The organism is Pontibacter virosus, from assembly GCF_003096355.1.
Taxonomy (GTDB): domain Bacteria; phylum Bacteroidota; class Bacteroidia; order Cytophagales; family Hymenobacteraceae; genus Pontibacter; species Pontibacter virosus.
Genome location: NZ_QEKI01000008.1, coordinates 13,271 through 33,657, shown reverse-complemented (window position 1 = coordinate 33,657; position 20,387 = coordinate 13,271). Strand labels below are relative to the sequence as shown.

Genomic DNA, 20,387 nt, shown 5'->3' with positions numbered 1-20,387 from the left:
AATGGTTAAATTGTTGATGGTTGATGGTTGAATTGTGTAGGACCGCTTCCCGTTGCACGGGACAGGTCGCGACCCGTCCTTACGATAAAACGGCAGTGCTACGTAACTTCTTTACATTAAGGTAAAAGGCTGCTACCTCTGAACTCTCAAACTCCTAATACTTCCTCCCCTTCCATTTCACTTTTGTGGGCAGAAAAAAGTAGAGGATCAGAATGAAGGTGGTGACCAGCAGGTATAGCTCGAAGAGGATGTAGTGCCACCAGGGGGCGCTGCGGTTAAGTCGTTTCAGGCAGATATGCATGAACACGCTTTGCAGCAGCAGCTTGACAACGGCAATGCTGAGCGCTATACCCAGCGAGGCCTTGAAAAAGAAAGGGATCAGCACAGGATAGTAGGCAGAGTGCAGCACAAAAAGCGCAAACATGTACTTGGGCATGAACACAGAGCCCCGCATCCAGCGCTTACGTTGTTCCAGCAGTGACCCGTAGTCAGGGGCAGGAGCTGACAAGGCCAGTACGTCGTTGTTATACAGGTTCCGGAAACCGTAGCCGCGCTTCAGTATCTGGTTGAAAATGGCAATATCTTCTGTGATCGAGAAAGGGATGTTTTCAAAGCCACCCACTTCTTCGTAAGCCTTGCGGGTAAGCAGCATGTTGTTTCCCATGGTCGTGACCGGCATGTCCAGGTCGCTGAAAACCTGCATCAGCCCGATGGAAAACAGCCAGTCCATACGCTGCATTTTGTCGAACAGCCGATTGCCCGTCACTGTCGTAAGTCCGGTCACGACGCCTACCTTTTCATCCAGACCCGCCAGCATGGCCTTAACCCACGTAGGAGGCACTTCTATGTCGGCATCGGTAAAGAGAAAGATTTCAGCGTTTGCTTTTCGTGCCAATTGAGCCAGCACATTGGCTTTGCCTTTGGCCCGCCCTACTATGCCGGTTATTGGGAGGCAGGTATAGCCGGGTTTGTCCTGTATAAATGCTTCTATCAGGGTACGGGTGCGGTCCGTGGATTGATCGTCACCAATCAGTACCTCCATTTTTTCGGATGGGTAATCGAGTGCGGCAATGGCCTGCAGGCAAGCCAGTATGTTGTGCTCTTCGTTGCGGGCAGCAATCAGAATACTGACATACGGCAAGTCAGTAACCTGCGAGGTATAAGACCTGCGATGGAAAAGCAGCAACAGCAGGAGCGCTCCAAATACAGTAAAATAAAGGATGAAATAGGTAACGGATACCATCATAGGGTCTGGAAGGTATAGCCCTGTGCGGTAAAATGGTCTAAAAAACGGGGCAGTGCGTATTGCATGTTTCGCTGGGCTTTCAAGCTGTCGTGAAATACGATAATGCTACCGCTTTGGGTGCAGCGAATGGATTCCCGGAGACATTTTTCGGGACTCAGCGAGCGGTCATAATCGTTCGTAAGCACGTCCCACATCACCAGTTCGTAATCGGGCCGCAGAGCGGCTGCCTGTCTCGCGGTGATGCGCCCGTAGGGTGGCCGGAACAACTTCGGCTGTGCTGCATTCTGGCTGAGCTGCTCTAGTTCCTGCTGACACTGCTGCACATTTTCGAGGTAGTATTCCAGCGATGTTTCCCAACCGCGCAGGTGGTTATGGGTATGGTTTGCCAGACGGTGACCCTGCTCCAGTATTTGCCTGGCTATACCTTGGTGCTTCACCAGGTTATCACCCACAGCAAAGAATGTCGCTTTTACTTGATACTGCTTTAACTGCTCCAACACCCAGGGCGTCACCTCCGGTATGGGCCCGTCATCAAAGGTCAGATAGAGCACCTTGCCCATCTCCTCCCGCAGCCAGGTATAGCCAGGCAAAAGTCTGCGAAGCAAGGCGGGCGTCTTGTAGAGGCGGAGCAATTTTGTTTTTGATAGTTAAATGGTTGAGTTGCTAAATTGTTAATACTTAAATTATTAACCAGAATTTTAAGAAACTATTCATCTTAAGATTAATCATAAACTGAAACCAGATTTACCTTATTCTCAAAGAGCTTCTCTTCTATCTAAAAAAACAATTTAGCAATATAACAATTCAACCACCAATTCTACTTAAACCTGCACGACAGCAAAGTGATGTCGTCGCTGAAGGTAGACTCTTCGTTGTAGAGGTTAATGGCATCGAGTAATTGCAGGTGCAGCATCTTGGAGCTCAGGAAACGGTTTTTCTGCAGGAAGTCGATCGTGCCTTCAATGCCGAACTCTGACTCGTCCTCGTCAAACACCTCGGTCAGACCATCAGTATAGCAGAGCAGTACGGCATTGTGTGGTACATGGATCTTGCCTACGTTCATGAAAGGCAGTACATCGAACACGCCCAGCATGGTGCAACCATCGTTGAGCAGGTCGTGCGTGTCGTTTTCGTAGAGCAGAATCGGGGCGTTGTGGCCAGCGTTTACATAACTCAACTCGCGTGTGCTGCGATTAAAAATTGCGACAAAAGTGGTGATGAATTTCTCGGCAATCGCATTGCGGTAGATCAGGTGATTCAACTCCGACACCACCGTGTTTAAGTCGGCTGTTTGGCGCAGAATGGTGCGCAAGCCCGCCTGGAAATTAGACATCAGCAACGAAGCCGGCACCCCCTTGCCCGACACATCGGCCACGCAGAAAAGAAACTGATCTTTGTCGATCTCAATATAATCGTAGTAGTCGCCGCCAATAGACGAATGCGGAATGTAGCTGGCGTGGATGGCCACATCTTTGTCATTGGGCAGCTTCTTCGGGAAAAGCATGGACTGCACCTCACGGGCAATTTCGATCTCTTTTCGGATGGACTCCTGCGCCAAACGCTGACGGGCCATACGGTGGTTCTCAATAGCCACCAGCATAATATTACTCACCGTCTGCACAAAGTTGAGCGCCTCTATATTGGTATAGTAAGGCTGAATTTTCCCGATCATCACAAAAGCGAGCACCTTGCCATTGTGCAGAATCGGAATTACGATCTCGAAGTTGCGCCACTTCTTGTCCACGCTCAGCTTGGAGGTGCGGGTGATTTCCTTGAGTTCAAGAATGGCTTCGGGGAGGTGTTGCTTGGCTGGCTCCAGGTCGGTACCAAAGCTTACTTTGCAGTCCCACTTTTCGTCGTGCACAAAAAGCGCCAGTCGGTTGATCTGCAACTGGGCAAGCAGCGTAAAGCGGTATATTTTGTAGAGCGCCTCTTCGGGCAAGTTGTCGTTGATCGCCTGCGTGATTTCCAACAAGGCCGATAATTCCAGCTTTTTGAGGTTTAACTCTTGCTGTATGTTCGGTGCGACTAGATCAGACATTCGGTTTCATAGGTTATGTTGGCGAAAAGTCCGCACATGGGGATATTCCGACCAGTTATACCTGTCACGCAGGTATAGACCACGTAAATTTACAAAATTTCAGTCGCATTCTTTACCAACACCTTCAAATCCTTTCAAATAATACGTATTCATCCCATGCGCTCAACTGCAACTACGTAGGTTGGGTATTTGTTTCGGGCTGCTTCGGGAAATACGTGCATCAAATAGAGTTATGCACCACGAGCCCGGCCTTGGTAGCCAAATAGTAGTACTGCTGGCAGTGGTTCCCGAAGGTAGCTTCGTCGTACTCGTACTCGGTATCCGGATCAGGGTACAGAATCCGGACATACCCTTTGGCGATCAGGTCACGCAAGGTAGTACAGAGTTCCGCATCGGACAGGGCGCTGGTGCTTTTGAGGTCGGGGTAGGACGTTACGAAATAAAGTTCGTCCATGATGGCAAATTCATTCTCAGTCATGATTACAGATAGTTCGTCCTTTCCAGGTATACCGACCTGAGAGGCCGGTGATAGCGGTATATAGTACGTAAGGAATGTAAACTAGCTGCAGCGGAAGCATATAAATCAGATAATTTTGCCGTCGCATAAAAGCAAGTATACGTTTTAAAAACAGAAGATCGATCAGAAATTTTGCTCCGTAAGCCGCCAGGAAAGTCCAAATTGTGAGCCAGCCCAGCAGCACAGCAGGTATAGCCATAAAAAGCAACAGATTGACAGCGAACACACTGACAGCCAGCAGCTTCACATCCCAATTTTGGTAACTCCGCCACTTGCTCGCCCAGCGCACCCGCTGCGCTACAAAACTCCTGATCGACTTGCGGGCTTCGGTATACACAATGGCGCCTGGGTGCTTTAGAAAAGCGATGCACTCCGGGTATAGCTGGTTTACTTTGTGCAGCAAAAATTCATCATCACCGCTGGCTATGCCTTCATTTCCGGCAAAGCCATTTACCTCCTCAAACACAGTACGAGTATAGGCCAGATTAGCCCCATTGCACATGTTTGGTTGGCGCAAGCCAATGGAGGCCCCTCCCACTCCGATCAGGGAGGCAAACTCGACCAGTTGCATGCGCTCCAGCAAGGTATGGGTGTTGTGGAAGCTCACGGGCCCGGAAATAAAGACCGGCTTTTGGGATTGATAGGTATAGGCAAAGTACAGCAGCCAGTCCGGTTGCACCCGGCAGTCGCCGTCGGTAAAGACAAGCAGCTCGCCACTGGCCGCTGCTATACCTTGTTTGATAGCCGCTTTCTTACCGGTTGCTGCGGTGTGCTCAGCCAACCGGATCAGCCGCAGGTGGAGCGGGGTTTCTGGTATAAAGTTCTGAACGAGCTGGTCGGTACCGTCGTTTGAGTGGTCGTCTACCACCAGCACTTCAAAGAGCGCAGCCGGATAGCTTTGTTTTTCCAGATCGCGCAGCAAATTCAGTATTTGTCCCGCTTCATTTCGGACAGGGATGATTACCGTGAATTTGGTGGCAGGTATAAAACCGGCAGGTATAGCAGGCGTAGGAAGGCGCTTCCAGGAGAACAAACAGCGCAGGATGATCCAGCCATAGGCCAGCAACGATAGCAGCAGTAATCCGAACATCAAGCGCCTCCCCCTTTCCTGCCCAGCTTCAGGCGCAGAACAAAAAATAGACCGACAGCACTCGGCACCACGATATTGAGCAGCCACAGACTCAGGCTGGCACTCAGCACTTGCAAGCGCTCCTGCCCTAGCAGTCCGAACACGTACATGGCCGACAGCTCCCTAACGCCCAGGTCGGACAGCAGCGACACCGACGGCACCACCGACTTCAGAAAAAAAGCAGTCGAAACGCCACTCACATACTCCACCGGATTCAGCCGCACCTCAAACAAAAAGAGTAGCAGCACAAACTGCAGCAGAAAAACGAAGTAGCGCAGCAAAGACAGCAACAGCACCCGGTTCATTTCACCGAAGGTATAGCGCCCCATTATGGCCAGGTATTTTGTGAGTTTGCGCAGCGGTCCCACTGCCGACACCAGGGCCACCATGGCGCGGGCATTGAAGATCAGCAAGAGCATGGCAGCATTTAGCGCGAGCAGCAGGAAGAACACGCTCAGGCAGATAGCCGGATAAGTTTTCCAGTAAAGGAGCAGTGCAAAGTATAGGATTCCGAAAGTACCCACCAGTACCGTGGCGACCAGCTGGCAAAACCTGCCGATGAAAACGGCGCCAATCCCTTCCAGCCTTTCTTTGCTTTTGAGCTCCAGTACCCGACCGGCATAGTCGCCGAGGCGGTTGGGGGTGATAAAGCCCAGGGTTAGCCCGACCATGACGGCACGAAACGCCCGCAGGTATGAAATGCGTTCCAGTTTCTGTCCCAGGATCTTCCACTTCCAGGCCTCCAGCCCCCAGTTGGCAGGTATAAGCAGCGCACTCAGGATCAGTAGAAAAGTATAATCGCTTTGGCGGGCCGCTCTTAGTATGGCGCGCCACGAAAGCAGCGTGTCGGGCGCTGTGAAGATGGCCAGATACAGAAAATAAAGGGTGAGCAGCACCACGACAATCTTGCCGGAAACTAAAAGGAACCTTCTGTTGCGGGTAATGTTCAAGATATTGTCTTAAATTGCGGCTCTTATGGTTTACTCTTCTGCCCTCCCACCCAACAAATTAATTCTTGGCATCGACCCCGGCACGCAAGTCATGGGCTATGGCCTGATTGAAGTGACAGGATCGAAGGTAAAGGTAGTGCAGTATGGCGTGGTTCACCTCAAAAGCTACAGCAACCACGCCATCAAGTTAAAGAAAATTTTTGACCGCATGATACAGCTCATCGACGAATACCTGCCCGACGAGCTGGCTATTGAGTCGCCCTTCTTTGGCGTGAACGTACAGAGTATGCTCAAACTGGGTCGCGCACAGGGAGTTGCCATCGCAGCCGCCCTCTCCCGCGACATCCCGTACGTGGAGTACGCCCCCAAAAAAGTAAAGCAATCGGTTACCGGAAATGGCAACGCCTCCAAAGAGCAGGTGGCCAGCATGCTGGTGCAGATACTTAAAATACAGCCCGACCCCAAAATGTTCGATGCTACCGACGCCCTGTCCGTGGCTCTCTGTCACCATTACCAAAAAGGGAACAACGCAAAAAAAGGCGCCAACTCCTGGAAAGCCTTCCTGACCGACAACCCTGAAAGAAAGCTGTAGAAGTTTGGGAGTTTGGGAGTTTAAGATTTAGAAAGTTGAAATGTAGCGACGTTACACTGTAACGTCGTCTGTGTCTGGAAGCTCTTTCGGACGCTAGCACGCACTTCCGGACTTCCAGGTCCGAAAGCATTTCTGCTGGGGACATCCTCGTCCATGTACACCCTCCAATCAGGCACATAGGCAACAGGCTCTTTCGGATTTACCAATCCGAAATCAAATAGAAGGGGATTTACTACTTGTATACCTGCAACCCGGCACACGGGGATGTGGACATCCCCAACAGTCAGCTTCGGGACATGGATGTCCCAAAGAGCATTAGCTTAAGTTGACGGTACTGGATTGTGACCTGCCCGAATCGTGGACTGATAAATTTATCTGATTCAAACAGGATAATTCCCACCTCGGAGGGGTAGGTTAATCATGCACCCAATAATTCAACCATCAACAATTTAACCATTTAACCATCCAACCCTCAACAAAGGGAAGGCCAGATTAATCCTGCACCTAACAATTCAACAAATTATCAATTCAACAGACTCCTCCCAAGTATAAGCTTTTGAAAATATTTCGCAGTTTTGTAAAAAATCGCATCTATCTTTCGTAAGGCTTATAAGCTTGCCTGATTGTTTACCGGGATTTGAATAAAATTAGCCTGCTTCGAGGTATAGGTTTTACCAAAAGACAAAGTTTAAACATGTTTTTGCAAGTGCGGTTAAATTTAGCATCAGGCTTATTCTTAAATTTGCGTTAATTTTGTCGCTGCTTTGTCAAAGGCAAGTGTATAGGTGAATCCTAAACAGCATAAATGGATTTAAACAAAGATAAACCGGGAACTGCTCCAACCCGGCGCAGGTATGTAACAACACGCAGGCTCGACAGGATTTTTGTTGAGTTGGCGAATATATACCGTTTTAATGCGCGGTTCTTCAAGGAGGTGTGGTTTCCGCCTTACGAGTTCAGAGAGATTATCAAGCAGTGTTACGAAATCGGTGTGCGCTCTTTGCCGCTGATCTCCCTCACGGGCTTCATCATCGGCATCGTATTTACCAACCAGTCGCGTCCCTCCCTTGCCGACTTTGGTGCCACCTCGCTCCTGCCCGCCCTTATTTCCGTGGCCATCATCCGGGCCATCGGCCCACTGGTGACGGCGCTCATTGCGGCCGGCCGGGTAGGTTCCGCCATTGGCGCTGAGTTAGGCTCCATGCGTGTGACGGAGCAGATCGACGCTATGGAGGTATCGGCCACCAACCCGTTTAAATTTCTGGTGGTGAGCCGGGTACTGGCATCTACCCTGATGATTCCGGCCTTAACGATGTTTACCACGCTCGTATCCCTACTGGGTGGTTACCTGAATGTGCACCAGAACGAACTTACCTCATTGAGCGTCTTTTTCTATCAGGTTTTTGATGCCATCACGTTTCTGGATATCATCGCCTCATCGGTTAAGTCTGTTATCTTTGGCTTCACCATTGGCATGGTGGGGTGCTACAAGGGGTATAATTCTTCTAAGGGTACAGAAGGTGTGGGCAAGGCCGCCAACTCGTCGGTGGTAACGGCCATGTTCCTTATTTTTATAGAAGAGCTGCTCATTATGCAGGTCATTAATGCAATCAGAGCTTTTTAATGGAGGCTAAAGAAATAAACCCTAACATCGATAGAAACGAGAAAGTGATTTCTATCCGGGGCCTCAAAAAAGCATTCGACGATTTTGAGGTGCTAAAAGGTGTGGACCTTGACTTATATAAAGGAGAAAACCTGGTGGTGCTCGGCCGCTCCGGCACGGGTAAGTCGGTGTTGATCAAAATCATCTCCGGTCTGCTCTATGGCGATGAAGGCTCGGTGAATGTGCTGGGCAAGGAAGTGGGCGCCCTCAAGCCACGGGAGTTGGATGCGCTTCGGCTCAAGATCGGCTTCTCGTTCCAGAACAGTGCGCTGTACGACAGTATGACGGTGCGCGAAAACCTCGAGTTTCCGCTGGTTCGGCATGCCAAAGAGATGGGTGAAGCCGAGCGTGAGGAGCTGATCCTCTATGTGCTGGAGGCCGTGGGACTGTCGCAGGCGATCAACCAAATGCCTTCTGAACTGTCTGGTGGCCAGCGCAAGCGCATAGGCATTGCCCGCACGTTGATTCTGAAACCAGAGATCATGCTCTACGATGAGCCCACCGCCGGCCTTGACCCCATTACGTGTATCGAGATCAACAGCCTGATCAATGAAGTACAGCAAAAGTTCAATACCTCCTCTATCATTATCACCCACGACCTGACCTGTGCCCGCGCCGTAGGAGACAGAGTAGTGATGCTGCTAGACGGGCAGTTCCAGCGGGAGGGTACTTTTGACGAGGTGTTCGAAAGCAATGACGAGCGCGTACAATCTTTTTATAACTACAACTTTATAGACTAGATGAGTTCTGCAGATAATAAACGCACTGTTATAGTTGGTATTTTCACGTTCCTGGCGATCGTGATCTTGGTGGCTGGCATTTTCATGCTGGCTGGCCAGCAAAAGCGCCTGATCAGTACGATCACGGTTACAGCCATTTTTGATGACGTAGCTGGTTTGCGAACCGGTAACAACATTTGGTTCTCCGGTGTGAAGATCGGTACGATCAAATCCATTAACCTGTATGGCGACTCACAGGTGGAGGTGGTCATGAACATCGAGGAGAAGGTGCAACAGTTCATCCGCAAAAACGCCTCGGCCCGCATCAGCTCCGAAAGTTTTATCGGCAACAAGAACATCGTAATAGACGGCGGCTCTCAGCCGGCCGCGCCCATTGAGGACGGCGACAGAATAACAGCCGTGAGCCCGCTTAACACAGATGACCTGATGGAAAAGCTGCAGCAGAACAATGAGAACCTGGTAGCGATCACCGGTGACTTTAAGCAGCTGACCTCCCGCCTGGTTAAAGGCGAAGGAACCGTTGGCGCCCTGTTGACTGACACTACCATGGCCCAGGATTTCCGCAATGTGGTGGCCAACCTGCAGCGCACCTCTCAAAGCACTGTAAATGCCTCCAATTCCCTATCGGCCTTCACCAACAAACTCAATTCACCGGGCGGTCTGGCTAACCAGCTTGCCACTGACAAGGAAGTATTCCAGCAGCTGAAAAACTCGATGACGCAGTTGGAAGAGGCCACGGCCTCCACATCTGAAATAACCGAGAACCTGCGCACAGCCAGCAGCAGACTCAACAACAATAATAGCGCCGTGGGGGTACTCCTCAATGATCAGCAGTTTGCAAAGCAGTTGCAGAGCACCATGCAAAACCTGGAGACCGGCACCGAAAAGCTGGACCAGAACATGGAGGCCCTGCAGAACAATTTCCTGCTCAGAGGCTTCTTCAGACGCAAGGCTAAGGAAGAAGCCAAGCAAAAAGAGCAACAGCAAATCCTGCCAGCACCGCAGCAGGTACAGCCAAAAGACACGACCCAACTGGAGTTTAAGCCTTCCATCTTACAAAAGAACTAAAAACAGAAAGGGGCGCATCATTGAGATGCGCCCCTTTCTGTTGAGCTGTAGGTATGGCTATACCTTATAAAGTCTTGTATACCTCACGTATCTTCTCAGCCACTTCCTCAAACTCTTCTTTGTTGAACTGCTGCTTGTTGGCAAAGTTCATATCGGCCATTTTATTAAGAGGGATCAGGTGAACGTGTGCATGAGGCACCTCCAGTCCTACCACTGCCACACCAATGCGTTTGCAAGGCACGGCCTTCTCTACGGCAGCCGCCACTTTTTTAGCGAAAGCCATCAGGCCCATGTATAGCTGTTCGTCCAGGTCAAACAGGTAGTCGATCTGCTGTTTGGGTATCACAAGCGTATGGCCTTTGGTGGTCGGAAACACATCCAGAAAGGCCAGGTAGCGATCATCTTCCGCAATTTTGTAAGCGGGAATCTCGCCTTTTACAATTTTAGTGAAGATAGAAGGCTCCATAAGATTAGCGGCTGATTTCCAGAATTTCGAATTCGATCTTTCCGGCAGGTATAGTAATCTCCGCCTTCTCGCCAACCGACTTGCCCAAAAGGCCTTTCCCGATCGGAGACTTTACAGAAATCTTGCCGGAGGCCAGGTCTGCTTCCTCTTCCGCCACCAGCGTATAATCCATCACCAAGTTGTTTTTCAGGTTCTTGATCTTCACCTTAGAGAGAATCAGCGCCTTACTCGTATCCAGGTTCGACTCATCTATCAGACGGGCGTTGCCTACTACTTCTTCCAGCTTGGCAATTTTCAGTTCCAAGTGGCCCTGTGCATCTTTGGCGGCGTCATATTCAGCGTTCTCGCTCAGGTCGCCTTTGTCGCGTGCCTCTGCCAACTGGCGGGCTACCTCTGAGCGACCTTTTGTCTTCAGATCGTGTAACTCCTCCTTTAGCTTCTGTAAACCTTCGGCGGTGTAATAAGAAATGTTGCTCATAATACTGTCTTCACGTTTAAAACACAAAAACAAAAAGAACGGCTATGTCAAACATAACCGTTCTTTTTGCCTAATACGTAGTTGATTTATTTTTTCTTCTTCAGCCAGGCTGTATCTAAACTAGCCGGGGATGCTGGGTAAGCCACATGCGCACGGGCATCCCCCGTTGGCACTGTGTTGAGCAAATATACAAATTTATTTTAATACAAAATTTTTCGGCAATACTTATTTATCTGCATCAAAAACACCTGTTCAAAGCACCAGTATCACTTCTATACGTAAACCCGGCAACTTGGTACAGCTTCAAATCAGGTATTCTTAGGGTAGTTTGCCAGCCTCCTGCAAGGCCTGTATCTTCTGTACCATCACCTCGTTTATCTGCACATAAGATTCATGCGTCCAGCCCGCGATATGAGGCGTGAGCACGACATGGTCTGCCGATTTCAGGTAATAGAAATTGCGACTTTGTTCCTCTGTCAGACTTTTTAATTTTTCATTCTCAAGCACATCAAGTGCAGCTCCTTTCAGCTTGCCAGACTGCAGGTGGCGTACCAATGCAGTCTGATCCACTACTTCGCCGCGGGAAGTGTTCACAAACCAGATCTGCTTGCTAAAACCCTGGAAAAAAGCATCATTCGCAAAAGCCCGGTTTTCAGGTATATAAGGTATATGCAGGCTCACAATGTCAGCTTCTGCCTGTAGTTCCTCCAACAATACTGACTCAGCAGGTATAGCGATCTTTTCAGGGGCAAACCGGTCGTAGGCCAGGAGGCGGCAACCGAAACCACGCAGTACGCGGGCAAAGCTTTGCCCCATGTGGCCGTAGCCAATAATGCCCACTGTTTTTCCGCTGATCTCCTCCCCCCTGTTCTCTTCACGCAGCCATACTTTGTCACGCACCTGCCGGTCACCGCGGGTGATGTTGCGCATCAGGCTTAACAGCATCCCCAAAGCATGTTCCCCCACCGCCTGCCGGTTTCCTTCGTTGGCTCCGAACAGTGCTATACCTCTCTCCTGCAGGGCCTCGGCATCAATGTTGTCCAGGCCTGCCCCAGCTCTACCTACAAACTTAAGTTTATCAGCCAGCTTAATGGTGTCAGCCGTAATGCGCATTTTGCTCCGCACAATCAGCCCATCAAAACCAACAAGTGCCTCGCATACCTCGATCGGCTTGATATCAGGGCGGTAGTCATAGGCTATACCTATACCTTCCAACATTGAAAACAGGCTGGCGTGTACTTCGTCTATGATGAGTATGCGTGTAATTGCCATAGCGCTAGAGTTCATACAACATATGCGCTACACCAAAATAAATTGCCAGACCCAATAAGTCGTTTGCAGTGGTTATGAACGGGCCAGCAGCAACGGCGGGGTTCACCCCCAGTTTATCGAGCAGCATCGGCGTTAGCGTTCCCATCAGGGAGGCCAGCATCACAACAGAGAACAGCGCCACCGACACCACCGTCGAGAGTTTCAGGTCCTGCCTGAATAGATAGGTGAAGCCAAAAACAAGCGCTGAAATGATGAGCGCGTTCAGAAAGGCCACCATGATGAGCTTCAGTAGACGCTGGGCAAAGTTTTCGAAAATGACCGCATTGGATGAGAGCGTCTGGATGATGATGGACGAAGACTGTATACCTACGTTGCCTCCCGTAGCCGTAATAAGCGGCACGAAAAGGGCCAAGGCAGGCAGCATGGCAATGTCGGCTTCAAAAAAGCCCATGAAATGCGCGGCCAGCAAACCACCCACCATCCCGATCACGAGCCAGGGTATACGGGAGCGCGAAATACGGAACACGCTGTCGTCTTCCTCCACATTCTCGGAGATACCCGTCATGAGCTGGCGGCTGAGTTCGGCCTGCTCCTGCATCACGTCGATCACGTCATCAATCGTGATGCGGCCCAGCAATTTGCCTTGTATGTTCACGACAGGTATGGCTTCGAGGTCGTACTTCTGCATCACGCTCACCACCTCGTTTTCGTCCCGGAACGATTCGATCGAGATCACGTCTTCGCTGTAAATGTCTTTTACCAGTTTGTCGTCTTTGGACAGCAGGAGTGCTTTGATACTGAGGCGACCCAGCAAAATGTCACGGTTATCGACCACATATACGGTATAGATCCGCTCCACATCCTCTGCCTGCCGGCGAATTTCCTCAATACACTGACGCACACGCCAGTTGATGTTCACTTTGATAAGTTCTTTTGCCATCAGACCGCCGGCGCAGTCTTCCTCGTAGTGTAACAGATCCAGAATGTCGTCTGCCTTCTCTTCATTTTCGATCAGGGCGATCACTTCTTCGCGCCGCTGCACATTCATCTCGTTCAGGATGTCCACGGCGTCATCCGAGTCCATCAGGTTGACGTAGCGCGCTATCTCCTGGCTGGTGAAATAGGCCAGAAAGTCGGTGCGGATGTCGTAGTCGAGGTCACTCAGAATCTGCGAGCCGGTCTCGGGAGGCAGCAGGTCCAGCACGTACTTCGACTCATTGGTGTCCAGTTCGTAGAGCACCGTCGTGATGTCGGCGGGATACATTTCGGACATCGATTCCAGAATGAACCCCTTGTCGTCGCGTGCTATTGCCTCTTCAACCTGTTCTATGTATTCGCGTGTGATCTCTACCTGCATGGTATTATATGTTCTGCTCTACGAGCTGGGTCAAAGCTATAAAATCCTCTACTGACAACTGTTCCGCCCTTTGGTCGAAAACAGGCTGTGTTGTAACCTCCGGGGGAAGGTTATATGTTTTGAGGCAGTTACGCAGTGTTTTGCGCCTTGTTCCAAAACTGTTCTTCACGACAGAGAAAAACAGCTTCTCATCGCAAGGCAAACTCTGTCGGTCGTTGCGCACCACACTGATGACGCCGGACTTTACCTTGGGCGGCGGGTGAAACACGTTTTCATGCACTGTGAATTTATACTCTATGGTATAGAAGGCCTGCAACAACACGCTCAGAATGCCATAGGCTTTGGAGCCCGGAGGCGAGGCCAGTCGTTCGGCGACTTCCTTCTGGATCATGCACACTACCTCAGGCACCACATCGCGGTGTTCGAGCACTTTAAAAAAGATTTGGCTCGAAATGTTGTAAGGAAAATTACCGATGATGGAAAATTTGCCTGGAAACAGCTTGCTCAGGTCCGTCTTCAAAAAGTCAGCCGAAATGATGCGGTCGCCGAGTTGAGGGAAATGCTTCTGCAAGTAGGCAATAGACTCGCGGTCGATGTCCAGCACGGTGGTACGGTACTCCTTGTGCTCGAGCATATACTGCGTAAGCACGCCCATTCCCGGGCCAATCTCCAGCACATCCTCCACCCCACCGGGCAAGGTCAACTGCTCCACAATTTTGCGGGCGATGTTCTGGTCGACCAGAAAATGCTGGCCCAGGTGCTTCTTCGGACTTACTTTGCTCACGTGCTATGCGTTATGGTGCCGGCTGATTAAGACAATTTTGCCGGAAACCCGTTATACCTTATTTAGATGCGGCGCCCGATAGCTATACCTGCGCCGGGGCTTTTTCGCATTACACTATATACTTACTATATTGCGTGCTCAAAGATACGAATGACAAATGCCAACACAACTCAAATACAATACATCGGTAGGTAAAAATACAGACGTAGCCCTGATTGTGCGGGCTGATCAGGTCAGCGCCCTCTCAGAACTCAGTTCTGATGAAGCCGGCTATGTTAAACGCCAACTCGAAGCCGAAGCGAAGATCGTTTCCCTGAACCGCTATACCCAGCGGGTATACGTGGTGGTATACAGCGAGGGGAAAACCCAGAATGCCACCAGAGAAGCTTTGCGCCAGGCAGGCTATACCTTGCTTAAGCAGCTCAAAGCCGACAAAGTGGAAGAGCTGGCCATTCAGGACCTCACCAAAACCGACGTCAGCCCATACCTGGCCGAGGGGCTATACCTAAGCAACTACCAGTTCCAGAAGTACAAGACCAGAAACAGCAAACCAAGCCCGCTCCAGACCATTGTGCTAACGGATGAGAACATGTCGGAGTTTGACGTGATGGAGCTGCAAAACGTGCTGGATGCTGTGACTCTAACGCGTGACCTTGTGAACGAGCCGAACAGTCATCAATCAGCCACCCAGTTCAGCGAGGAGCTGGTAGCGTTGGGCGAAAAGGCCGGATTTACCACGCAGGTGTTTGACGAACTGCAGATACAATCGCTGAAGATGGGCGGTCTGCTGGCCGTGAACCAAGGCAGCGAGGAGCCGCCAACCTTTAATATATTGGAATGGAAACCGGAAGGCGCCACCAACAGCAAACCCTATGTGCTGGTGGGCAAAGGCGTGGTATACGACACTGGCGGCCTCAGCCTGAAGCCGACACCACAGTCCATGGACTATATGAAGTCCGACATGGCTGGCGCGGCTGCCGTAACCGGTGTCATGTACGCGCTGGCAAAAAACAATGTGCAGCTGCACGTTATCGCGCTTATACCTGCCACCGATAACCGCCCTGGCGGCAAGGCCTATGCGCCTGGCGACGTGCTCACCATGCACAACGGCATGACGGTAGAAGTACTCAACACCGACGCCGAAGGCCGACTGATCCTGGCCGATGCCCTGAGCTTTGCACAAAAGTATAAGCCTGAACTGGTGATCGATATGGCCACTCTGACCGGAGCCGCGGCCCGCGCCATTGGCAAGGAAGGCTTGGTAGCCATGAGCAATGCGGGTGACGAGGTGATGACAGCCTTGAAAAGAGCTGGCGAGGAAGAACACGAGCGTATTGTGGAGTTTCCGCTTTGGGATGAGTACAAAAAACACATCGAGTCAGATATAGCCGATATCAAAAACCTGGGCGGTGCCGAGGCAGGCGCTATTTCGGCGGGTGTGTTCCTGGAGTATTTCACCGACTACCCATGGGTGCACTTTGACATCGCCGGCACGGCCTACCTGCTGGGCGAAGACTCTTACCGTGGCAAACTGGCCACCGGGTCGGGCGTGCGCCTAATTTACAACTACCTTAGCTCTTTGGCTAATTAAGCGAAAAATGGATAACAGACACAAAGCAAAAATAGGAATCAGCATCGGCGACACAAACGGCATTGGACCGGAGATCATCGTCAAAACCCTTTCAGACCAGCGCATTCTGAATTTCTGTACGCCAGTGATCTACGGATCTGCCGCAGTTATGAACCAGGTGCGCAAAGCACTAAGCGCCGAGCATTTTCATTACCAGCAAGTAGGTTCTGCCCAGGAGCTTATACCTAAAAAGATCAACCTGATCAACTGCTGGGAAGAGGACATCGCCGTGGAGCCGGGCACACCAAAACCCGAATCCGGCAAGGCCTCACTTGACTCGTTGCTGGCCGCCGCACGTGACCTGAAAGCCGGCTTGCTGGATGGTTTGGTGACCGCCCCGATTGACAAAGACAACATCCAGTCTGAGGAGTTTAAATTCCCGGGCCATACTGAGTTCCTGACTTCCTACTTCGACGCTGCCGACAGCCTGATGCTGCTCGTAGCCGACGACCTGCGAGTTGCCACTGTGACGGGTCATATACCTGTGAAGGACGTAGCCAGCAAACTCAACTTCGACCTGATCATCCGTAAGATCACCATCCTGCAGGAGTCGCTGCGCCGTGATTTTGGTATCCTGAAACCGCGCATCGCTGTGCTGGGTCTCAATCCGCATGCCGGCGAAAAAGGACTTTTGGGAACCGAGGAACTGGAGATCATCCGTCCGGCTGTGATGCATCTGAAAGAGAAAGGGCACCTGGTGTTCGGCCCCTACCCTGCCGACGGCTTGTTCGGCATGCGCATGTACAAGCAGTTCGATGCGGTGCTGAGCATGTACCACGACCAGGGTCTGATCCCCTTCAAAACGCTGGCTATGGAAACAGGTGTGAACTACACGGCTGGTCTGCCGATCGTGCGCACCTCCCCGGACCATGGCACCGCCTACGACATAGCCGGCAAACACACAGCCGATGAAACCTCTTTCAGGGAAGCGTTGTTCCTTGCCTGCGACATCATAAAAAAGCGCCAGACAGAGCAAAAGCCCGTTTTATAAATCGGGCTGCTATTTTATTTGTCAAAATAATGTTCTAATTTTGCGTCTTGCAATAAAAACACGGTAGTGAAAAAGCTTAGAGACTACGAAATCGGCATTGCCAAACTCAGTAACAGAAAGCATGATTACGAGTTTGAGATGGACGATTCATTCTTTGCTTTGTTTGAGCAGGAGATCATATTGGGGGGAAAGCTACTGGCGAAAGTAACGCTCGATAAAACCGAGTCGCTTCTTACGCTGCATTTTGATATTAAAGGGCACGTGCGCCTCACCTGCGATCGCAGTCTGGAGGAGTTTGACCAGCCAGTGGACATAGAAGAGACACTGCTGATCAAGTTCGGAGAGGAAAATGCCGAGCTCGACGAGGACTTGTGGCAGATTACGCCTGAGACGCAGACGCTCAACGTGGCACAGCACCTGTATGATTACATTGGATTATCGCTGCCAATGAAGAAGCTCCACCCACGTTTTGTGGAGGAGCAGGACGAAGACGACGAAAGGGACATCCTGATTTACTCTTCGCGCCAGGCGGGCGACAGTGAAGGTGATGACAACGATGGAAATGACGATGATGACGTTGACCCGCGTTGGGATGCCTTGAAAAACCTGAACTAACAAGCACCTGAACTAACAAGCAGTAGAATAATAAAGTATTACATAACAGCAAGTAAATTTATAACTAAAAATGGCACATCCTAAACGCAAGATTTCGAAGACCAGAAGAGATAAGAGAAGAACTCACCAGAAACTCTCTGAGAAAGCGATTGCAATCTGCCCTACTACAGACACTCCTCACCTGTTCCACCATGCTTATGTGGTAGAAGGCGACCTGTACCACAAAGGCAAACTGGCGATCAAAAATTATACAACAAACGCTCAGTAATCGAAGTCTGTACTCCGTTTCAGTTCTGTATAATTTAACTTCATCCAGTACATGAGAATCGCCCTGGACGCTATGGGCGGAGACTATGCACCTGAAGCAAACGTGAAAGGTGCAATGTTAGCCGCAGAACAGCTTGAAGAAGATTATGAAATCCTGCTTATTGGCAAGGAAGATATTCTGAATCAGCTGCTAAAAGAATATGGTTATACTGGCTCTGTTATAAAGGTGGTAAACGCCACTCAGGTGATTGACATGGGAGAACATCCCACGAAAGCGCTTACGCAGAAGCCAGACTCCAGTATCGCTGTAGGTTTCGGTATGCTCAAGGCAGGAAAAGCACATGCTTTTTGCAGCACCGGCAATACTGGAGCCATGCTGGTTGGAGCCATGTTCAGCGTAAAAGCTATAGAAGGCATTTTAAGACCATCTATCGGCGGTTTGGTGCCAAAGCTCAATGGTGGCTTCGGTATTATACTGGATGTGGGGGCGAATGCCGACTGCAAACCTGAAGTACTGGAGCAGTTCGGAGAAATCGGTTCTATCTACGCCAAATACGTACTGGAGATCGAAAACCCGAAAGTTGGGTTGATGAACCTGGGCGAAGAGGAAGGCAAAGGCACTGTCAACACACAGGCAGCGCACCAGCGCCTCAAAGTTAACCCCAACATCAACTTCATCGGTAATATCGAAGGCCGCGACATGTTCAACGACAAAGCGGATGTGATCGTTTGTGACGGGTATACCGGAAACATCATCCTTAAGATGGCGGAGTCTGTTTACGATATCCTCAACGAGAAGAACATGCACGATCCGTTTTTCGACAAGTTCAACTATGAGGCCGTAGGTGGCAGCCCGATCCTGGGTATAAATGGCAATGCCGTTATCGGACATGGCGTTTCAAGCCCCCTTGCGGTTTGCAACATGGTACTACAGGCTCAGAAAATGGTAGCAACTAACCTGTCTGAGCGATTTAGAAAGCATACGGGCGCCCAATAAAAGGCGCTGACTCCGGTCAAACACATTTCTTGGCACAAACTGTCCCCCTACTCTTTTTGCGTAACGACGGTTTGTGCCAAGTTTTTTTTATTATATTGCCGTCTTAAACTTCCAACACTTATACCTTTCACAATATGAGTAAAATTACTGCCGCGATCACAGGTGTGGCTGGCTACGTTCCGGATTACGTGCTGACGAACAAGGAACTGGAGACAATGGTGGAAACAAATGATGAATGGATCCTTTCACGCACTGGTATTAAAGAGAGGCGCATTCTGAAGGGCGAAGGCAAGGGCACCTCGCACATTGCAGTACCGGCAGTACTGGAATTACTCAAGAAAACCAATACAAAAGCAGAAGAGGTAGAACTCCTCATTTGCGCCACGACTACCCCCGATATGGTATTTCCGGCCACGGCCAACCTGATCACAGCGGAGGTAGGCGCTGTAAATGCCTTTGGCTACGATCTGCAGGCAGCCTGCTCCGGTTTCCTATACGCACTGGCTACTGCCTCTAAGTTTATAGAGTCAGGTCAGTACAAAAAAGTGATTGTCGTAGGAGCCGATAAGATGTCCTCTATTATTGATTATACTGACCGTACTACCTGTATCATCTTCGGTGACGGCGGCGGTGCCGTGATGCTGGAGCCTAATACAGAGGGCTACGGTATACTTGACTCTGTTCTGAAGTCAGATGGAACAGGCGCGCAGTACCTGCACATGAAAGCGGGGGGGAGCCGAAAACCAGCAACTATGGATACCATACTTGCGCGTGAGCACTACGCATACCAGGAAGGCCAGCAAGTTTTCAAGTTCGCCGTGAAAGGTATGGCTGATGTTTCAGCAGAAGTGATGGAACGCAATAACCTGACCGCAGAAGACGTCGCCTGGCTGGTGCCGCATCAGGCAAACAAGCGCATAATCGACGCAACCGCCAACCGCATGGGCGTGGGCAGCGACAAAGTAATGCTTAACATTGAGCGTTATGGTAACACAACAAGCGGCACCATCCCACTCTGCCTATGGGAGTATGAGAAGCAACTGAAAAAAGGAGATAACCTGATCCTGGCGGCTTTTGGCGGCGGCTTTACCTGGGGTGCCATTTATGTGAAGTGGGCCTATGACCCGCAATAACCCATAACGTCTGAATATCTAAACAATAAAAGCGGCTAATGTGCCGCTTTTATTGTTTAGGGTGCTTTGGCAAGGCTGCTTACACCATATCGGTTTTCAAAGCCAGTCGCTTTTCTATTTTCGAGAGCAATTCCTGAAATCGGTCAGAAAGCTTCTCTATTTCCTTCATACCTGCATGTGCCTGGTCGATGCTGCCGTTCCGGTAAAGTGTGAACAAGTGGTTTGCACTTGATAGCAGTTCCCCATGGGTTTTCTGAAGACCGAAAAGCTCCGGCTCATTTCCATACTTCACTTTTCCTACCTGCGAAAACCAATGGCTGATCGGGCCTGCCTCTGAGAAAAACACGCTATCCAGGGTCCCTCCATACAGCACAGAACGCACCTTGGACTTAAACAAAATATGCTTAATCCGGATCTGCTGAAAATCTACCTGCGCTGAATTCACCTCTTT

Annotated in this window: 22 protein-coding genes; 10 read left to right on the top strand and 12 right to left on the bottom strand. The window is 50.4% G+C overall.

The window, feature by feature from the left end:
• Window positions 1-154: 154 nt before the first annotated feature.
• From C8E01_RS13000 to C8E01_RS12975, 6 genes are all read right to left on the bottom strand, one after another.
• Window positions 155-1,246, bottom strand: coding sequence for a glycosyltransferase (locus tag C8E01_RS13000; protein ID WP_116543882.1), 1,092 nt, complete (start codon window positions 1,244-1,246; stop codon window positions 155-157).
• On the bottom strand, window positions 1,243-1,878 hold the full coding sequence (locus tag C8E01_RS12995) for a polysaccharide deacetylase family protein (protein WP_116543881.1): 636 nt from the start codon (window positions 1,876-1,878) through the stop codon (window positions 1,243-1,245). Before C8E01_RS12995 ends, C8E01_RS13000 begins: the two co-directional genes overlap by 4 nt.
• A gap of 185 nt (window positions 1,879-2,063) precedes the next feature.
• Window positions 2,064-3,287 carry a GAF domain-containing SpoIIE family protein phosphatase gene (locus tag C8E01_RS12990; RefSeq protein ID WP_116543880.1) on the bottom strand — a complete coding sequence of 408 codons (1,224 nt, stop codon included), beginning with the start codon at window positions 3,285-3,287 and terminating at the stop codon, window positions 2,064-2,066.
• A 220-nt stretch (window positions 3,288-3,507) separates the two neighbouring features.
• Window positions 3,508-3,765 (bottom strand): hypothetical protein, encoded by a 258-nt coding sequence (locus tag C8E01_RS12985; RefSeq protein ID WP_116543879.1) that lies wholly within the window; start codon window positions 3,763-3,765, stop codon window positions 3,508-3,510.
• Complete coding sequence (locus C8E01_RS12980) at window positions 3,758-4,894, bottom strand: glycosyltransferase family 2 protein (RefSeq protein WP_116543878.1); 1,137 nt, start codon at window positions 4,892-4,894, stop codon at window positions 3,758-3,760. Before C8E01_RS12980 ends, C8E01_RS12985 begins: the two co-directional genes overlap by 8 nt.
• Window positions 4,894-5,883 (bottom strand): lysylphosphatidylglycerol synthase domain-containing protein, encoded by a 990-nt coding sequence (locus C8E01_RS12975; protein ID WP_116543877.1) that lies wholly within the window; start codon window positions 5,881-5,883, stop codon window positions 4,894-4,896. The genes C8E01_RS12980 and C8E01_RS12975 overlap by 1 nt, the downstream gene beginning before the upstream one ends.
• Before the next feature lie 25 nt (window positions 5,884-5,908).
• Between C8E01_RS12975 and ruvC the strand changes: the two genes are divergently transcribed.
• From ruvC to C8E01_RS12955, 4 genes are all read left to right on the top strand, one after another.
• Window positions 5,909-6,475, top strand: a complete 567-nt coding sequence (ruvC, locus tag C8E01_RS12970; protein ID WP_116543876.1) for a crossover junction endodeoxyribonuclease RuvC — start codon at window positions 5,909-5,911, stop codon at window positions 6,473-6,475.
• A gap of 805 nt (window positions 6,476-7,280) precedes the next feature.
• Window positions 7,281-8,099 (top strand): MlaE family ABC transporter permease, encoded by an 819-nt coding sequence (locus C8E01_RS12965; protein ID WP_116543875.1) that lies wholly within the window; start codon window positions 7,281-7,283, stop codon window positions 8,097-8,099.
• Window positions 8,099-8,878 (top strand): ABC transporter ATP-binding protein, encoded by a 780-nt coding sequence (locus C8E01_RS12960; RefSeq protein ID WP_116543874.1) that lies wholly within the window; start codon window positions 8,099-8,101, stop codon window positions 8,876-8,878. The genes C8E01_RS12965 and C8E01_RS12960 overlap by 1 nt, the downstream gene beginning before the upstream one ends.
• Complete coding sequence (locus C8E01_RS12955; protein ID WP_116543873.1) at window positions 8,879-9,946, top strand: MlaD family protein; 1,068 nt, start codon at window positions 8,879-8,881, stop codon at window positions 9,944-9,946.
• A 64-nt stretch (window positions 9,947-10,010) separates the two neighbouring features.
• Here C8E01_RS12955 and C8E01_RS12950 read toward each other — a convergent pair whose 3' ends face one another.
• The 5 genes from C8E01_RS12950 to rsmA form a co-directional block, all read right to left on the bottom strand.
• Complete coding sequence (locus C8E01_RS12950) at window positions 10,011-10,412, bottom strand: HIT family protein (protein ID WP_116543872.1); 402 nt, start codon at window positions 10,410-10,412, stop codon at window positions 10,011-10,013.
• 4 nt (window positions 10,413-10,416) lie between these two features.
• Window positions 10,417-10,890: a transcription elongation factor GreA gene (gene greA, locus C8E01_RS12945; RefSeq protein WP_116543871.1), complete on the bottom strand. Its 474-nt coding sequence runs from the start codon at window positions 10,888-10,890 to the stop codon at window positions 10,417-10,419.
• A 318-nt stretch (window positions 10,891-11,208) separates the two neighbouring features.
• The gene (locus C8E01_RS12940; RefSeq protein ID WP_116543996.1) at window positions 11,209-12,162 is read right to left on the bottom strand and encodes an NAD(P)-dependent oxidoreductase; all 954 of its coding nucleotides are present in this window, start codon (window positions 12,160-12,162) and stop codon (window positions 11,209-11,211) included.
• A gap of 4 nt (window positions 12,163-12,166) precedes the next feature.
• Window positions 12,167-13,519: a magnesium transporter gene (mgtE, locus tag C8E01_RS12935; protein ID WP_116543870.1), complete on the bottom strand. Its 1,353-nt coding sequence runs from the start codon at window positions 13,517-13,519 to the stop codon at window positions 12,167-12,169.
• 4 nt (window positions 13,520-13,523) lie between these two features.
• Window positions 13,524-14,303: a 16S rRNA (adenine(1518)-N(6)/adenine(1519)-N(6))-dimethyltransferase RsmA gene (gene rsmA / locus C8E01_RS12930; RefSeq protein ID WP_116543869.1), complete on the bottom strand. Its 780-nt coding sequence runs from the start codon at window positions 14,301-14,303 to the stop codon at window positions 13,524-13,526.
• Between the two features lie 157 nt (window positions 14,304-14,460).
• Between rsmA and C8E01_RS12925 the strand changes: the two genes are divergently transcribed.
• The 6 genes from C8E01_RS12925 (at window position 14,461) to C8E01_RS12900 (ending at window position 19,936) form a co-directional block, all read left to right on the top strand.
• Complete coding sequence (locus C8E01_RS12925) at window positions 14,461-15,894, top strand: leucyl aminopeptidase family protein (protein ID WP_165820632.1); 1,434 nt, start codon at window positions 14,461-14,463, stop codon at window positions 15,892-15,894.
• Between the two features lie 7 nt (window positions 15,895-15,901).
• A complete protein-coding gene (gene pdxA, locus C8E01_RS12920) occupies window positions 15,902-16,924 on the top strand; it encodes a 4-hydroxythreonine-4-phosphate dehydrogenase PdxA (protein ID WP_116543868.1) in 1,023 nt (340 codons plus the stop codon).
• A 66-nt stretch (window positions 16,925-16,990) separates the two neighbouring features.
• Window positions 16,991-17,539 (top strand): YceD family protein, encoded by a 549-nt coding sequence (locus C8E01_RS12915; RefSeq protein ID WP_116543867.1) that lies wholly within the window; start codon window positions 16,991-16,993, stop codon window positions 17,537-17,539.
• Between the two features lie 70 nt (window positions 17,540-17,609).
• Window positions 17,610-17,807 (top strand): 50S ribosomal protein L32, encoded by a 198-nt coding sequence (rpmF, locus tag C8E01_RS12910; protein ID WP_007658910.1) that lies wholly within the window; start codon window positions 17,610-17,612, stop codon window positions 17,805-17,807.
• A gap of 51 nt (window positions 17,808-17,858) precedes the next feature.
• Entirely contained in the window at window positions 17,859-18,803 is a 945-nt protein-coding gene (gene plsX, locus C8E01_RS12905; protein WP_116543866.1) for a phosphate acyltransferase PlsX, read from the top strand.
• A 134-nt stretch (window positions 18,804-18,937) separates the two neighbouring features.
• On the top strand, window positions 18,938-19,936 hold the full coding sequence (locus C8E01_RS12900; RefSeq protein WP_116543865.1) for a beta-ketoacyl-ACP synthase III: 999 nt from the start codon (window positions 18,938-18,940) through the stop codon (window positions 19,934-19,936).
• A 79-nt stretch (window positions 19,937-20,015) separates the two neighbouring features.
• Here the strand turns inward: C8E01_RS12900 and C8E01_RS12895 are convergent, their stop codons facing one another.
• Window positions 20,016-20,381, bottom strand: a complete 366-nt coding sequence (locus tag C8E01_RS12895; RefSeq protein WP_165820631.1) for a histidine kinase — start codon at window positions 20,379-20,381, stop codon at window positions 20,016-20,018.
• Window positions 20,382-20,387 lie beyond the last annotated feature (6 nt).

What these genes read in the sequence shown, in the direction of transcription:
- C8E01_RS13000 (WP_116543882.1), bottom strand. Translation starts at nt 1,246, where the DNA reads ATGATGGTATCCGTTACCTATTTCATCCTTTATTTTACTGTATTTGGA.
- C8E01_RS12990 (WP_116543880.1), bottom strand. Translation starts at nt 3,287, where the DNA reads ATGTCTGATCTAGTCGCACCGAACATACAGCAAGAGTTAAACCTCAAA.
- C8E01_RS12985 (WP_116543879.1), bottom strand. Translation starts at nt 3,765, where the DNA reads ATGACTGAGAATGAATTTGCCATCATGGACGAACTTTATTTCGTAACG.
- C8E01_RS12980 (WP_116543878.1), bottom strand. Translation starts at nt 4,894, where the DNA reads ATGTTCGGATTACTGCTGCTATCGTTGCTGGCCTATGGCTGGATCATC.
- ruvC (WP_116543876.1), top strand. Translation starts at nt 5,909, where the DNA reads ATGGTTTACTCTTCTGCCCTCCCACCCAACAAATTAATTCTTGGCATC.
- C8E01_RS12965 (WP_116543875.1), top strand. Translation starts at nt 7,281, where the DNA reads ATGGATTTAAACAAAGATAAACCGGGAACTGCTCCAACCCGGCGCAGG.
- C8E01_RS12960 (WP_116543874.1), top strand. Translation starts at nt 8,099, where the DNA reads ATGGAGGCTAAAGAAATAAACCCTAACATCGATAGAAACGAGAAAGTG.
- C8E01_RS12955 (WP_116543873.1), top strand. Translation starts at nt 8,879, where the DNA reads ATGAGTTCTGCAGATAATAAACGCACTGTTATAGTTGGTATTTTCACG.
- C8E01_RS12950 (WP_116543872.1), bottom strand. Translation starts at nt 10,412, where the DNA reads ATGGAGCCTTCTATCTTCACTAAAATTGTAAAAGGCGAGATTCCCGCT.
- greA (WP_116543871.1), bottom strand. Translation starts at nt 10,890, where the DNA reads ATGAGCAACATTTCTTATTACACCGCCGAAGGTTTACAGAAGCTAAAG.
- C8E01_RS12940 (WP_116543996.1), bottom strand. Translation starts at nt 12,162, where the DNA reads ATGGCAATTACACGCATACTCATCATAGACGAAGTACACGCCAGCCTG.
- mgtE (WP_116543870.1), bottom strand. Translation starts at nt 13,519, where the DNA reads ATGCAGGTAGAGATCACACGCGAATACATAGAACAGGTTGAAGAGGCA.
- C8E01_RS12925 (WP_165820632.1), top strand. Translation starts at nt 14,461, where the DNA reads ATGCCAACACAACTCAAATACAATACATCGGTAGGTAAAAATACAGAC.
- pdxA (WP_116543868.1), top strand. Translation starts at nt 15,902, where the DNA reads ATGGATAACAGACACAAAGCAAAAATAGGAATCAGCATCGGCGACACA.
- rpmF (WP_007658910.1), top strand. Translation starts at nt 17,610, where the DNA reads ATGGCACATCCTAAACGCAAGATTTCGAAGACCAGAAGAGATAAGAGA.
- plsX (WP_116543866.1), top strand. Translation starts at nt 17,859, where the DNA reads ATGAGAATCGCCCTGGACGCTATGGGCGGAGACTATGCACCTGAAGCA.
- C8E01_RS12900 (WP_116543865.1), top strand. Translation starts at nt 18,938, where the DNA reads ATGAGTAAAATTACTGCCGCGATCACAGGTGTGGCTGGCTACGTTCCG.